Raw genomic sequence first — 13,930 nt, forward strand, 5'->3', positions numbered from 1 at the left:
CCGAAAGGAGGGGCCGTCATGGGCAGGGTCGCCTTTGTGTTCCCCGGCCAGGGCTCGCAGCGGGTCGGCATGGGTGCCGACCTCACCAAGCACTGGCCCTACCTGATCGACACCTACTACGGGCCCGCCGACGAGATCCTCGGCTTCCCGCTCTCCCGCCAGTGCTGGGAAGGACCCGCCGAGGCCCTGCGCGACATGCGGATCACCCAGCCCGCGGTGCTGCTCACGAGCGTGGTCACGCTGGACCTGCTCCGCGGGCAGGGCGTCGTCCCGGACGCCGTGGCCGGACACAGCCTCGGCGAGTTCGGCGCGCTCGTCTGCGCGGGGGTCCTGGAGTGGCGGGACGCGCTCCGACTCGTCCGGGTGCGCGGCGAGTTGATGACCTCGGTCACCGAACAGGTACCGGGGAAGATGGCCGCCGTCGTCGGCCTGACCCTCGATCAGGTCGAGGAGTTGTGCGGACGGGCGGCGGCCGACACCGGTGAGGTCGTGGAGATCGCCAATCACAACGACGTCACCCAGGTCGTCATCTCCGGCCGCATCGGAGCCGTCGACCGCCTCGTGGACCTCGTACGCGACGCGGGTGCGGACCGGGTCGTCGTCCTGGAGATCGGGGGCCCCGCCCACTGCAGCCTCATGGGCGGTATCGAGGAGGAGTTCGCCGCGGCGCTGGACGACGTCGAGTTCCGCGACCCCGCCGTGCCCATGTACTCGGGCAGCGGCGGGGAACCCGTCACCAGCGCTGCCCGGGCCAGGGAGTTCCTGCGGCGGCAGCTCACCGGACGGGTGCTGTGGACGGACACCGTACGGCGGATGGCGGCGGACGGGGTCGACCGCTTCGTGGAGGTCGGGCCCGGCAAGGTGCTGAGCCGGCTCTGCGGCCGTCTCGCCCCGGGCGCCACCACGTACCGCACCAACGACGCGCACCAGGTGAAGCTCACCGTGGGCGCGGTCCTGCCGGGGGAAGGGACGGAAAGACATGAACGCGAGAGTCGCTGAGCTGCATGCGATCCGTGAGCAGGCTTTGCGCGGGCCGAGTGATCGTGCGACCGAGGCTCAGAAGGCCAAGGGGAAGCTGACGGTGCGTGAGCGGATCGAGGTGCTGCTGGATGAGGGCTCCTTTCATGAGGTGGAGCCGTTGCGGCGGCATCGTGCGACGGGGTTCGGTCTGGAGGCGAAGAAGCCGTACACCGATGGTGTGGTGACCGGTTGGGGGACGGTCGAGGGCCGGACGGTCTTCGTCTATGCGCACGATTTCCGGATCTTCGGCGGGGCGCTGGGTGAGGCTCATGCGACGAAGATCCACAAGATCATGGACATGGCCATCTCGGCGGGTGCTCCGCTGATCTCGCTGAACGACGGTGCGGGGGCGCGCATCCAGGAAGGCGTCTCCGCGCTGGCCGGGTACGGGGGGATCTTCCAGCGCAACACGCGTGCGTCCGGGGTGATCCCGCAGATCTCGGTGATGCTGGGCCCGTGCGCGGGCGGCGCCGCCTACTCGCCTGCCCTGACGGATTTTGTGTTCATGGTGCGGGAGACCTCGCAGATGTTCATCACCGGTCCGGATGTGGTGCGGGCGGTGACGGGTGAGGAGATCAGCCAGAACGGTCTGGGCGGTGCGGACGTGCACGCCGAGACCTCCGGTGTGTGTCATTTCGCCTACGACGACGAGGAGACCTGTCTGGCGGAGGTCCGCTATCTGGTGTCGATGCTGCCGTCGAACAACCGGGAGAACCCTCCGTCGGTGTCGTGTGAGGATCCGGTGGACCGGCGGTCGGAGGTGCTGCTGGATTTGGTGCCGGCGGATGGGAACCGGCCGTACGACATGCGGCAGGTGATCGAGGAGATCGTCGATGACGGTGATTACCTGGAGGTTCATGAGCGCTGGGCGCGGAACATCATCTGTGCGCTGACGCGGATGGACGGCCAGGTGGTGGGGATCATCGCCAATCAGCCGCAGACGCTGGCCGGGGTGCTGGACATCGAGGCGTCGGAGAAGGCGGCGCGGTTCGTGCAGATGTGTGATGCGTTCAACATTCCGATCGTCACGTTCCTGGATGTGCCGGGGTTCTTGCCGGGTGTGGATCAGGAGCACGGTGGGATCATCCGGCACGGGGCGAAGCTGCTGTATGCGTACTGCAATGCGACGGTGCCGCGGATCTCGTTGATCCTGCGGAAGGCGTACGGCGGTGCGTACATCGTGATGGATTCGCAGTCGATCGGTGCGGATCTGACGTATGCGTGGCCGACGAACGAGATCGCGGTGATGGGTGCGGAGGGTGCGGCGAATGTGATCTTCCGTCGTCAGATCGCGGATGCCGATGATCCGGAGGCGATGCGGGCGCGGATGGTCAAGGAGTACAAGGCCGAGTTGATGCATCCGTACTACGCGGCCGAGCGGGGTCTGGTCGACGACGTCATCGATCCCACCGAGACCCGCGCCGTCCTCATCAACTCCCTCGCCATGCTCCGCACCAAACACGCCGACCTGCCCCGGCGTAAGCACGGCAACCCCCCGCAGTGACCCCCTGCGGCGATCCCGCACCGACCCCGTGCGGCGATCCCGCAGCACCGACCCACGAGGAGATGTGAACCCCCATGAGCCTGACCGACATCGGCGCCCTCATCCGGGTGGAGAAGGGCCACGCCGGACCCGAGGAACTCGCCGTCATCACCGCCGTCCTGCTCGCCCGGGCGGGTGCCCACGCCGGAACCGGCGCCTGCGACGTCGCCCGGACCACGGCCGGCTGGCGCCGCCTGGAACGGGAATCGGGCTTCAACGCCCCGCACAGCTGGTGCAGTTGACGTGAAACAGCCCTACGAGGCACGGGAGATCTCCGCCATGGAACACCGCCGAGTCGCCCTGCTGCTCCCCGGGCAAGGGGCCCAGTACCCCGGCATGGCCGTGCCGCTCTACGAGCACGAGCCCGAATTCGCCGCGATCGCCGACGAGTTCTTCGGCCTGATGGGGGAGGAGGGCGACCGCGTCCGCGCCGACTGGCTCGGCTCCGCCCCCGCCCTCCCGGTCGACGACGGCCGCCGCGCCCAGCCGTTGCTGTTCGTCATCGGCTACGCCGTCGGCCGGATGCTGGAACGGCGCGGCGTACGCCCCGACGTCCTGCTCGGCCACAGTGTGGGCGAACTGGCCGCGGCCTGCCTGGCCGGGGTGTTCGACCTGGAGAGCGCCGCCCGCATCATGCTGGCCCGCTCCCGTGTCCTTGCCACCGCGCCGCCCGGCGGCATGCTCGCCGTCGCCGCCGCCCCCGAGCGGGTCGAGTCCGGGATCACCCCGGAGTGGGCGGAGCGCGGCGTCGTCGTCGGGGCCGTCAACGCCCCGGCGCAGACCGTGCTCGCCGGACCCGAGGCCGAACTCGCCCTCGCGGCGGTGGCGTTGGACGACGCGGGGCTGGTCGTACGGCGTGTACGGGCCCGGGAGCCGTTCCACTCCCCGGTCCTCGACGAGGCGGCGCAGGTCTTCGAGAAGGCCGTCGCGGCCGAGACGCTGCGCCCGCCCCGGGTGGAGATCCGCTCGGCGCGCACCGCCCGCACCGTGCGGCCGGAGGAGGCTGTCGACCCGGCGTTCTGGGCCCGCCAGATGGCCGAGCCCATCCTCTACTGGCCCGCGCTGAGCGGGCTCTTGGGGGACGGGGCGTACACGTTCGTCGAGGCGGGTCCGGGGCGTTCCCTGTCGGCACCGGCCCGCCGTCATCCCTCCGTACGGTCCGGCCGCAGCGGTGTGGTCTGCACACTCCCGGCCGAGGGCGGCGACTGCCTGCGGGTGTGGGAGAAGGCGGCGGAGCAGCTCGGCGCCCGGCCCGCCGCGGAGGTCGTGCCCTCCGGGTGAGGGACGGAGCTCACTCCGCGGGCCCGGCCTGCCCGGGGACGGTGTCCCGTCCGGGGGAGCCGCCGCCGGGGCAGCCACGGCAATCGCTGCTGGCGCCGGAGCCGTCCGTGGCGCCGCTCGTGCCGGAGCCTTCCGTAGTGCCGCTCGTGCCGGAGTCGTCCGTGGCGCCGCTCGTGCCGGAGGCGTCCGGGGAGCCGTCGCCCTCCGGGGCGATCAGGGCCCGGATGACGGGAGTTGCGACCCGGATCAGGTCCTCCAGGGACGGTTCGCTGACGTCGGGGACGCGCAGCAGATATCGTCCGCTGGCGATCCCCAGCATGATCACCGAGAACAGCCCGGCCCGGAGCCGGGCGTCGGGCAGGTCGATGTTCCGGGCGATGGCGTCGACCGACTGCGTGGTGACCTGATGGCGCAGCAGTTCGGCGGACTCCTCGCTGGTCATGCTGGTGCGCATCAGCACGGCCATGGGGCTGTCCGGTGTGGTCGCCCACCGCCCGAGCATGGTGCGCAGATAGTTCTCGGCCGTGGACTCCGGGTCCTGGGTGGTGAGTTCACCGATGGGGATGTCGAAGCGGACGGCCTCGCGGAACAGCTGCTCCTTGGTGCCGAAGTACTGCATGACCGACGACTTGTCCGCGTCGGCGGCCGACGCGATCATGCGGATGGTCGCGCGGTCGTAGCCGACGCGGCCGAAGGTCTCGCGGGCCGCCTGCAGGATGCGCTGCCGGGTGCGCTCCCCCTTCCCGTCGGGCCGGGGAACGACGACCGGCGCACCGCCCCGCTGCTTCCGGTCGGAGTCTTCTCTGGCGGTGCCGGCCACGGATTTCCTCTCCATCGGTGCGCGTCGATTCTACGGTCGGGCGGTCTCCGGACCCGGCTCGACCGGACCCGGAGACCCCCGGGTTGCGGGCTGTGGCCTGCGGCGGTGAACCGCGGCCACAGCCCGCGTCGTCAGTCCTTCGCCGGGGCGGTCGCGTACGCCGATCCGGGCGCCGCGTCGTCGGGGCCCGGCGCGTTGCCCAGGTTCCGCGATGCCGCGGTCTCCCCGGTGCCCTGCGCGTTCCCGGTGCCCTGCCCGTCCGCGGGCTGCCCGGCGGGCGCCTGCCGCGGGCTGCGGGTGGTGACGGCGAGCAGCAGGATCAGCATGGCGGCGGCGTACAGGGCGGCCACCGCGAGGTACGCCCGCCCGTAGCCGTGCGTCAGGGCGTCGGATGCCCGCGCCAGCAGCGTGCCGTCGTCCGCCGCGAGGGCCCGGAAGAAGGCGCCCGAGGCGTCGGGCAGCCGGTCGTTCGCCGCACCGGAGGCGAGCCCCGGCAGGAAGGCCAGGCCCAGCGCCCCGCCGACCTGCGTCGAGGTGTTGAGCACGGCCGACGCGATGCCCGCGTCCTGCTGCGACACACCGCTGACCGCGCCGAGCGTGAGCGGTACGAAGCTCATGCCGAGACCGAGGGAGGTGAGGAGCATCGCCGGGGCCAGGCGCGTCAGATAGTCGGCACCCGGGTCCAGGGTGCTGAACCACAGGACGCCGAGCGCGCTGACGGCCAGGCCGGGAGCGACGATCGCGCGCGGGGCGAACCGCCCGGCCAGCCGCGGCCCGAGGATGCCCGCGGAGACGAACATGCCGATGCTGAACGGGAGATAGGCCAGCCCGGTGCGCATCGCGGAAAAGCCGAGGATCTGCTGCATGTAGAGGGTGAGGAAGTAGTACATCGCGAACATGCCCGCGCCGATGAGCAGCATCGTGGCGTAGGCCCCGCCGCGGTTGCGGTCGCGCAGCAGCCGTAGCGGCATCATCGGGTGCCTGCTGCGGGCTTGCAGGATCAGGAAGACCGTCAGCAGGACCCCGGCCGAGATCAGCGCGGCGACGGCGGCGGCGTCGCCCCAGCCGTCCGAACCGCCGCGGGTCAGGCCGTACACCAGCGAGGTCAGGCCGAAGGTTCCGGTGAGGGCGCCGGGCACGTCGAGGCGGCCGGTGCCGCGCGAACCGTCCTTGAGGACGCGGGTCCCGAGCACGACGACCACGCCGATCGGGATGTTGACCAGCAGGACCCAGCGCCAGTTCAGGTACTCGGTCAGCAGGCCGCCGAGCAGCAGCCCGAGGGTCGATCCCAAGCCGTTCATCGCGCCGTAGACGCCCATGGCCCGGTTCCGCGCGGGGCCTTCGGAGAACGTCGTGGCGATCAGGGACAGGGCCGCCGGAGCGGTGATGGCGGCGCCGACGCCCTGGAGCGCCCGCGCCCCGATGAGGACGCCCTCGTTGGGGGCGAGCCCGCCCAGCAGGGAGGCGAGGGTGAACACGACGATGCCGATGCGGAAGACCCGCAGCCGGCCGAAGAGGTCGCCCGCGCGGCCGCCGAGCAGGAGCAGACCGCCGAAGACGAGCGCGTAGGCGGTGACGACCCAGGCCAGGTCGGCGCTGCTGACGCCTAAGTCGGTCTGGATGCTGGGCAGAGCGATGTTCATGATCGTTCCGTCCAGGATCAGCATGAGCTGAGCGGTGACGATCACGGCCAGGGCGAGCCCCAGCCGTTCACCGGGTGGTGTACCGGCCGCCTCGGGGGCGGGAACGGACCGGGCTTCGACGGACATGGCCTCTCCAGGGATGCGTGCGCTGACGCGCCATCAGTCAAATGTGTACGAGCGGTTAGAAGTGTACGCATGTTTTGTTTTGACGGAAGGGAACACCGATGACCACTGGGCTTCATGACGGACTGTCGGAGGACGGAACCCCGTCCGAGGCCACCGCTCCCCTGGGCGTCTGGACGGGGACGGTGACCCACGACGACCAGACCGACGAGTTCACCATCGCCTTCACCCCGGACGGAGTGGTCACCCACTTCACGCCCGTGAGCACGGGCCGGGGCAGCTGGACGAGGACCGGGGACGGCTTCCGCTACACGCTGAAGGAGACCTTCGATCCCGGCGGGATGCCCGGTCACGTGACCGTCGACGTCGATGCGCGGCGCTCCGGGCGTACGTACAGGGGATCGGGCGTGGCGACCGTCCACGCGCCCGACGGGACCGTCCTGCACTCCACGTCCGCCGAGATCACCGCCGCGCAGCAGAGCGCCACGGGCCGGGACCTGTTACGCGACCGCCGCGCCGTGAACTTACCGGCGCGGCACCCGCGGGCCGGTGACGGGCCGTCCGGGGCCTCCGCGGCAAAGGACGCCGGCGGCGCTCCGGCACCGCACCCGTCCGCCGGCGGCGCACCGGCGGAACATCCGCACGACCGTACCCACGCACCGGAGGCATCCGTCATGACCGCACCGTCCCGTACCGCCGACGCGCCGCTCGCCGCGGCCAAGGTCGCCGTCGTGGCCGGAGCACAGGCCGCGCAGGCCGACGCCGACCGCCGCGTCCAGCCCGGAGTGATCGAGGCACTGGACCGGGCCGGGTTCGCACGCTGGTTCGTCCCCGAGCGCTGGGGCGGACAGCCCCGGTCCTACGCCGAACTGACCAGCTCCGTGACGGAGTTGGGGCAGGCGTGCTCGGCGACCGCCTGGCTGGCCTCCCTGTTCGCCTTCGCCACCCGCTACGTCACCTGCCTGCCCGAACAGGCCCAGGCCGAGGTGTGGAAGGACGGGCCCGACGCCCGGGTCGCCGCCGTCGTCAAGCCTCTGGGCACGGCCGCTCCGGCCGACGGCGGCTGGCGGCTGTCGGGCGGGTGGACGTTCGTCTCCGGCGTCGAGTACGCGGACTGGGCCCTGCTGGCCGGTCCCGCCCCCTCCGGCCCGCCGTCCGCCGGCGGCACCCCGCCGCGGTTCTTCCTGGTGCCCCGCGAGGACTTCGCCTACGAGGACACCTGGAACGCCCTCGGCATGCGCGGCACCGGCAGCCACACCCTCGTCCTGGACGACGTCTTCGTCCCGGAACACCGCTCGTGCCTCCGCGAGGACGCCATGAAGGGCCGGACCGTGGGCGTGGAGGGTCCCCCCGTACCGACGCTCGCCGTCAACGGCCTGACGTTCGTCGCCCCCGCGCTCGGCGCCGCGTTCGGGGCGCTCAAGGCCGCCGAGGCCGCTGTCGCGATCGCCCCGACCGGCCCGCGGGCCGACGCGGGCCAGGCCTACCAGGTCGCGTACGCCCGCGCCGCGGGGGAGATCGACGCAGCGCAGTTCCTCATCGGGCGGATCGCGGAGACCGCCGACAGCGGCGCGCTCACCCCCGCCCTGATCCGGCGCAGCCGCCGCGACGCCGCCCTGGCCCTGGAGATGCTGACGGGCGCTGTGGACGGACTGCTGCGCACCGGCGGCACCCGCGCCCAGGAGGACGGGCAGCCGCTGCAGCGCTTCTGGCGCGACGTCCGTTCCGTGGCGAGCCACGCGGTCGTCCAGTTCGAGCCCGCCGCACTGGACTGGACGCGCGGCCTTGCCTCTTGACGCGCCGTCACGTCGAGCGCCCTCGCACTCCTGTGATCCGCAAGCCCCTGTGATCCGCAAGGTGATCCGCAAACCCCGAGGAGAGACATCGTGATTCTGGTGACCGGCGCGACGGGACACGTCGGCCGTCCGCTCGTCGACCTGCTGCTCGAGGCAGGTGTCGGCGTCAGGGCGCTGACCCGCGACCCCGCCCGGGCCCGGCTGCCGCAGGGTGTGGAAGTGGCCCGCACCCAGGACCTGCCGATGGAGGGGATCGACTCGGTCTTCTTCGTCCTGGCCGCGTTCCCCGAGGGCCCGGCCGAACTGATCGAACGGGCCAAGCAGCACGGCGTACGGCGCATCGTCGCGCTGTCCTCGTACACCGCGCGTGACGACGACCCGAAGAACTTCATCGCCGTACGCCACCGCGACCTGGAGCGCAGGATCGAGGAGTCGGGACTGGAGTGGACCTTCCTGCACCCGGCCGGCGGGCTGGCCGTGACCGCCCTGGAGTGGTGCGAGCAGATCAGGACCACCGGGGTCGCCCGCGGCCCGTTCGCCCGGGCGCACTCCGCGCCGCTGCACGAGCGCGACATCGCCGAGATCGGCGCCCGCGCCCTGCTGACCGATGAACTCCTGGGCACCAGGCCGCTGTTCAGCGGCCCGGAGTCGATCACCTACGCCGACCGGGCGCGCATCATCGGCGAGGCGATCGGCAAGCCGGTGCGCTTCGAGGAGATCACGCACGACGAGGCCCGCAAGGAGATGGGCGACGTCGGCATCCCGCCGGGGGCGATCGAGGCGCGGCTGACGATGTTCGCCCAGCTCGTCGACCGGCCCCATGAGATCTCGCCAGTGGAGCGGTACCTCGGCACACCGGGCCGGACCTTCGCCCGGTGGGCGGCCGACCACGCCGCCGACTTCCGCTGATCCTCAGCTACCGGGGCCGCCGGGCGCGGCCCCGGAGCAACCCACCCGAGAGAGGCTGATCATGACGCGGGATCACTTGTCGCTGGCGGTCGTCATCGGCAGCGGACGGAAGGGGAGGACCGGCGCGACCGTCGCGCAGTGGTTCGCGGGGCAGGCGCGCCGCCGGGCCGATCTGCGGACCGACGTCGTCGACCTGGCCGAGTTCCCCCTCCCCGGGGAGCCGGTCGCCCAGCCGTCGGCCGACGTGGACCGATTGCTCGCCCATCTGACCCCGCGTCTGGCGCGCGCCGACATGTTCGTGCTGGTCACCCCGGAGTACAACCGCTCCTTCCCCGCCTCGCTGAAGGCCGCCATCGACTGGCACGACGCGGAATGGCAGGCGAAGCCGGTCGGCTTCGTCTCGTACGGAGGACGGTCGGGAGGGCTGCGGGCCGTCGAGCAACTGCGCCAGGTCTTCCCGGAGTTGCACGCGGTGACGGTGCGGGAGACGGTCAGCTTCCACGACGTGTGGGACCGGTTCGACGGGGACGGCAACCCCAGGGACCCGGAGGGCTGCAACGCCGCCGCGACAGCGCTGCTCGACCAACTCACCTGGTGGGCACGGGTGTTACGGGAGGGGCGGGAGCGGTATCCGTACGGCGGGGCCGCGCGGCGAGCGGCGGCGCCCTGCCTGGTGCCGGCGGCTGCGGGAACGGCCTGACGGGCGCTCCGGGTTCGGTCCGGGGCGCGGCGGGATGGACGTACGCCTGTCTGTGCGCGGCGCGCGCCCGCGTCCGCCTCCGTCCCTGTTTCGCCCCGCGCCCGTCCGCCCTTCCGTACCTGTTCGTGTTCCTACGCCCGTCCGCTCGCCTCGCCCGGATGCCCCCGGCCCCCCCGCATCGTGGAGGAATCCCGCATGCCGACTACGACGACCCTCCCCGCCGCACGCGGCACGGCGCCACCCGCCGTGGCGGCGGAGCGGCCCGCCGTGCGCGACATCGTGCTCGACGCCGGGGGCGTCCGGCTGTCCGCTCTGCTCGCCGAGCCGCGGCGGCCTCCGCGCGCGACCGTTCTGGCCGTGCACGGTGGGGGCATGCGGGCCGGGTACTTCCACGGCCCGGCCCACCCCGACCTGTCGCTGCTCACCCTGGGCGCCGAGCTGGGCTTCACCGTGCTCGCCGTCGACCGGCCGGGCTACGGGCTCTCGTCCACCGACCTGCCCGAGGGACTGCCGCTGGGGGAGCAGACCGCGCTCCTGCGGCGCGGCTTCGACGACTTCGCCGACCATCACCCGCTGGGAGCGGGGGTGTTCGTACTCGCCCACTCCTACGGCGGCAAGACCGCTCTGACCCTGGCGGCGGACCACGCGGACCTGCCGCTGACCGGACTCGGTATCTCCGGCTGCGGCTACCGGTTCGCCCACGCCATCACCCCCTGCACCGCGGGTACGGGCGACGGACCGCCCGGACGGTCCGGACCGTCCGACCCCGGCGACGGGCCGACCGAGCAGCGGTGGCGTCGCGAGCTGGGGCGCAACAACTGGGGCCCCCTGCGGCTCTATCCGCCCGACACCTTCCGTCTGTGCGGGCCGCTGGTGGCGCCCATGCCGCCTCGCGAAGCGCGGGAAGTGCCGCGCTGGCAACGGACGTTCGAGTGTCTCGCCCCCCGGATACGGATCCCGGTCCGCTTCACCTTCGCCGAGCACGAACAGCGCTGGCGGCACGACCCGGAGGCACTCGCCGCCCTGCGCGGCCTGCTCCCCGGCGCGCCCGTCTCGGTGGACCGGCAGCCCGCCGCCGGGCACAACGTCAGCCTCGGCTGGGCCGCCCGCTCGTACCACCTGCGGATGCTGGGCTTTCTCGAGGAGTGTCTGCTCGCTCCGAGCGACTCAGGCGCCGGGGTCCGGGCCCTTGCTCCCCCAGCCGGTCCGAGGGATTGACGATGTGACAGCGTTCGATCGTCAGGCATCCGCAGCCGATGCAGTCGACCAGTCCGTCGCGCAGCATGGTCAGTTCGTCGATCCGCCGGGACAGCAGATCGTGCCAGCCGTCGGCCACCTCGGACCACTCCTCCCGCGTCGGGACCCGGTGCTGCGGGAGGCGTCCCAGGACGTCCCGGATGACCGGCAGGGGAATCCCGGCCCGCTTGGAGACCGCGATGACGGCGACGCGGCGCAGAGTGTCGCGGTGGTAACGCCGCTGGTTCCCCCCGGTTCTTCTGCTGCGTATCAACCCCTCGCTCTCGTAGAAACGGATTGCGGAACTAGCGACTCCGCTCCGCTCCGCCAGCTCGCCGACCGTTAATTCCTTTGCCTGCCACGGAATATTGGGCATGCGGGCCAGGATAGCCAGATTCTCTACTCTCTCCCACCTCGGTGCACACCGCACCGACCTCTCGTCCGCGACTAGTATGAACAGCCGCACGACTCATGTGTCGCACCATCCGGAAAGGGACCTGCCATGACGACGAATCGCACCGATGAGTTGCGAGCCGCGGTGGGCGGACCGACGTTATTCCCGGGCGACGAGGGCTTCGAAGACCAGCACAGTGGCTGGAATTTGACGGTCTCCCACGCCCCATCCGTCGTCGTCGTGGCCGAGTCGGCCGCCGATGTCGCGGCGGCGGTCCTGTACGCCTCGGACGCCGGCCTTCCGGTCGCCGTCCAGTCCACGGGGCACGGCGTCTCCGTACCCGCCGATGGCGCCGTGTTCATCAGCACACGGCGCCTGAATGACCTCTCGGTCGACGCGGACGCCCGTACCGCGCGCATCGGCGCGGGCCTGATCTGGGGCGACGTCGTCGCCGAGACCGCGAAGTCGGGGCTCGCCCCGCTCAACGGTTCGTCGCCCGACGTCGGCGTCATGGGCTATCTGACCGGCGGCGGACTGCCCGTCCTCGGGCGGGCGTTCGGCTTCGCGGCCGACCATGTGCGCTCCCTCGAGGTCGTCACCGCCGACGGGCGGGTGCGCACCGTGACGCCGGACTCCGACGCCGACCTGTTCTGGGCGATCCGCGGCGGCCGCAGCAACTTCGGCGTGGTCACCGCGGCCGAGATCGACCTGGTGCCCGTGGAACGGCTCTACGGTGGCGGCCTGTTCTTCCCCGGCGAGCGGTCGGAGGAAGTGCTGCGCACCTACTTCGCCTGGCTGGAGGGGCTGCCCGAGGCGATGTGCTCCTCCATCATCCTGCTCCGCTTCCCCGACCACCCGCTGGTTCCCGAGCACAACCGCGGCCGGTTCCTCGTCCATCTGCGCATCGCGTACACCGGGTCCGCCGAGGAGGGCAAGCGGCTGGTCGCGCCCCTGCGCGCGCTCGGCCCGGAGGACGACACCGTCGAGGAGATGCCGTACACCCGGGTCGGCGAGATCTACCGCGACCCGCCCCGCCCGACCCCCGCCTGGGCGCGTACGGCGGTGCTCCGGTCGTTCGGGGAGGACGCGGTGGACGCCCTGGTGGCCGCCGCCGGGCCCGGTGCGAACCTGCCGCCGGGCGGTGTCGAAGTCCGCCACCTGGGCGGCGCGCTGAGCAGGCCTGCGGCGGTGCCGAGCGCGGTCGCCCGGCCCGACGGTGACTTCCACCTGTTCATGAGCATGCCCGCGCCCGCCGAGTCCGCCGAGGTCTCGCGCAAGGCCGAGCAGGGCGTGCTGGACCAGCTGAGCGCCTGGGACACCGGGAGGATGCTGCCCGGCTTCATGTTCAGCAGCGACAACGCGCCCGACCGGGTGCGCTGCGGCTACCGCCCCGAGGACTACGCACGACTGGCCCGGCTCAAGGCCGCGTACGACCCCGGGAACGTCTTCCGGATCAACCACAACATCCCGCCGGCACCGGGGGCCTGACGGCCCTGGGGCAGGCGGACACGAGCGGGCCGTCCCCTCACGGGGGCGGCCCGCTCTTCGTGTTGGGGGGCGTGCTCCGCGCGGGTTCCGCGAATCTGTCCGGATCCCCCTGTACGGCCCCCCACGTCAGGGGCGACTTTCAGCCATGCCCCATCGAGAACTCGAGGAGCGTCGTGATCGAGGACATCGTTCCGCCGGTGGTCTCCGCGGCAGATCTGCGGGGAGAGGTGACGAACGCTTCGCTTTCCTCGCTCTTTCCCGAGGAGGCGGCTTACGTGGCCCGTTCCGTGGACCGCAGGAAAAGGGAATTCGCCGACGTACGACGCTGTGCCGGGCAGGCTCTGGAAAGGCTGGGGTATTCCCGGGTTCCGATTCTTCCGGACGCCTGGGGCGCACCGCGCTGGCCGTCCGGGATCACCGGCAGCATGACCCATTGCGCCGGATATCGCGCCGCCGCTCTCGCCCGCCGTTCCGACGTGTCCGCGGTCGGTATCGACGCCGAACCGGACGGGCCGCTCGGGGAGGGCACTCTTCGTGTGATCGCGCTCCCCGCCGAGGCCGGATCCGTCGCGCGGCTGGGTGCGGCACGCCCCGAACTGCATTGGGACCGGCTGCTGTTCAGCGCCAAAGAGGCCGTGTTCAAGGTCTGGTATCCGTGGACCGGGCAGCGGCTCACGTTCCGTGACGCGGAGATCGTCTTCGACCCGTGCACCGAGCGATTCGCCCTCGACCCGTGCACCGAGGGATTCACCTTCGACGCGTGCACCGGCGGATTCACCGCGTATCTGCGGGAGCCCGCGGCGGCCCGGAGGTTTCCGTCCGGGCTCCCCGGCCGCTGGCTGGCCCGCCACGGCCTTCTGGTCACCGCGATCACGGTTCCGTACGGCGCATAGCCCCCGCGGTCACGGTGCTGTTCCGCACGGCCCCGGGGCCGTGACGGCACCTGGCCGACGGCGCGGGGGACAGCCGTCGGCCAG

General features: G+C 71.9%; 12 protein-coding genes and 1 pseudogene. 10 read left to right on the top strand and 3 right to left on the bottom strand.

The annotated features are described in order from the left end of the window. Positions 1-18: 18 nt before the first annotated feature. The 4 genes from fabD (at position 19) to ABZ822_RS25820 (ending at position 3,844) form a co-directional block, all read left to right on the top strand. Positions 19-999, top strand: a complete 981-nt coding sequence (gene fabD, locus ABZ822_RS25805; RefSeq protein ID WP_360858869.1) for an ACP S-malonyltransferase — start codon at positions 19-21, stop codon at positions 997-999. Then, a complete protein-coding gene (locus ABZ822_RS25810; RefSeq protein WP_360858872.1) occupies positions 980-2,524 on the top strand; it encodes an acyl-CoA carboxylase subunit beta in 1,545 nt (514 codons plus the stop codon). Before fabD ends, ABZ822_RS25810 begins: the two co-directional genes overlap by 20 nt. A gap of 74 nt (positions 2,525-2,598) precedes the next feature. After that, the gene (locus ABZ822_RS25815) at positions 2,599-2,805 is read left to right on the top strand and encodes an acyl-CoA carboxylase subunit epsilon (protein ID WP_360858875.1); all 207 of its coding nucleotides are present in this window, start codon (positions 2,599-2,601) and stop codon (positions 2,803-2,805) included. A gap of 1 nt (position 2,806) precedes the next feature. Next, the gene (locus tag ABZ822_RS25820) at positions 2,807-3,844 is read left to right on the top strand and encodes an acyltransferase domain-containing protein (protein WP_360858878.1); all 1,038 of its coding nucleotides are present in this window, start codon (positions 2,807-2,809) and stop codon (positions 3,842-3,844) included. Between the two features lie 10 nt (positions 3,845-3,854). Here ABZ822_RS25820 and ABZ822_RS25825 read toward each other — a convergent pair whose 3' ends face one another. Both ABZ822_RS25825 and ABZ822_RS25830 read right to left on the bottom strand, forming a co-directional pair. Then, positions 3,855-4,664, bottom strand: a complete 810-nt coding sequence (locus tag ABZ822_RS25825) for a TetR family transcriptional regulator (RefSeq protein ID WP_360858881.1) — start codon at positions 4,662-4,664, stop codon at positions 3,855-3,857. Positions 4,665-4,795: 131 nt separating this feature from the next. Further along, the gene (locus ABZ822_RS25830) at positions 4,796-6,433 is read right to left on the bottom strand and encodes an MFS transporter (RefSeq protein ID WP_360858884.1); all 1,638 of its coding nucleotides are present in this window, start codon (positions 6,431-6,433) and stop codon (positions 4,796-4,798) included. Positions 6,434-6,531: 98 nt separating this feature from the next. Here ABZ822_RS25830 and ABZ822_RS25835 point away from each other — a divergent pair, with 98 nt between their 5' ends. From ABZ822_RS25835 to ABZ822_RS25850, 4 genes are all read left to right on the top strand, one after another. Further along, the gene (locus tag ABZ822_RS25835) at positions 6,532-8,226 is read left to right on the top strand and encodes an acyl-CoA dehydrogenase family protein (protein ID WP_360858887.1); all 1,695 of its coding nucleotides are present in this window, start codon (positions 6,532-6,534) and stop codon (positions 8,224-8,226) included. A 90-nt stretch (positions 8,227-8,316) separates the two neighbouring features. Further along, positions 8,317-9,135 carry an NAD(P)H-binding protein gene (locus tag ABZ822_RS25840; RefSeq protein ID WP_360858890.1) on the top strand — a complete coding sequence of 273 codons (819 nt, stop codon included), beginning with the start codon at positions 8,317-8,319 and terminating at the stop codon, positions 9,133-9,135. Positions 9,136-9,196: 61 nt separating this feature from the next. Continuing rightward, complete coding sequence (locus ABZ822_RS25845; protein WP_360858893.1) at positions 9,197-9,835, top strand: NAD(P)H-dependent oxidoreductase; 639 nt, start codon at positions 9,197-9,199, stop codon at positions 9,833-9,835. Between the two features lie 195 nt (positions 9,836-10,030). Continuing rightward, the gene (locus tag ABZ822_RS25850; RefSeq protein ID WP_360858896.1) at positions 10,031-11,053 is read left to right on the top strand and encodes an alpha/beta fold hydrolase; all 1,023 of its coding nucleotides are present in this window, start codon (positions 10,031-10,033) and stop codon (positions 11,051-11,053) included. A 7-nt stretch (positions 11,054-11,060) separates the two neighbouring features. Here ABZ822_RS25850 and soxR read toward each other — a convergent pair. Further along, positions 11,061-11,447, bottom strand: a pseudogene (soxR, locus tag ABZ822_RS25855) (redox-sensitive transcriptional activator SoxR); the annotation flags it as partial. A gap of 126 nt (positions 11,448-11,573) precedes the next feature. Here soxR and ABZ822_RS25860 point away from each other — a divergent pair. Both ABZ822_RS25860 and ABZ822_RS25865 read left to right on the top strand, forming a co-directional pair. After that, positions 11,574-12,953, top strand: a complete 1,380-nt coding sequence (locus ABZ822_RS25860; protein ID WP_360858899.1) for an FAD-binding oxidoreductase — start codon at positions 11,574-11,576, stop codon at positions 12,951-12,953. Between the two features lie 173 nt (positions 12,954-13,126). Further along, positions 13,127-13,846, top strand: a complete 720-nt coding sequence (locus ABZ822_RS25865; RefSeq protein ID WP_360858902.1) for a 4'-phosphopantetheinyl transferase superfamily protein — start codon at positions 13,127-13,129, stop codon at positions 13,844-13,846. The last annotated feature ends 84 nt before the right edge of the window (positions 13,847-13,930 follow it).

It is taken from the genome of Streptomyces sp. NPDC047108 (assembly GCF_040643575.1).
Classification (GTDB): domain Bacteria; phylum Actinomycetota; class Actinomycetes; order Streptomycetales; family Streptomycetaceae; genus Streptomyces.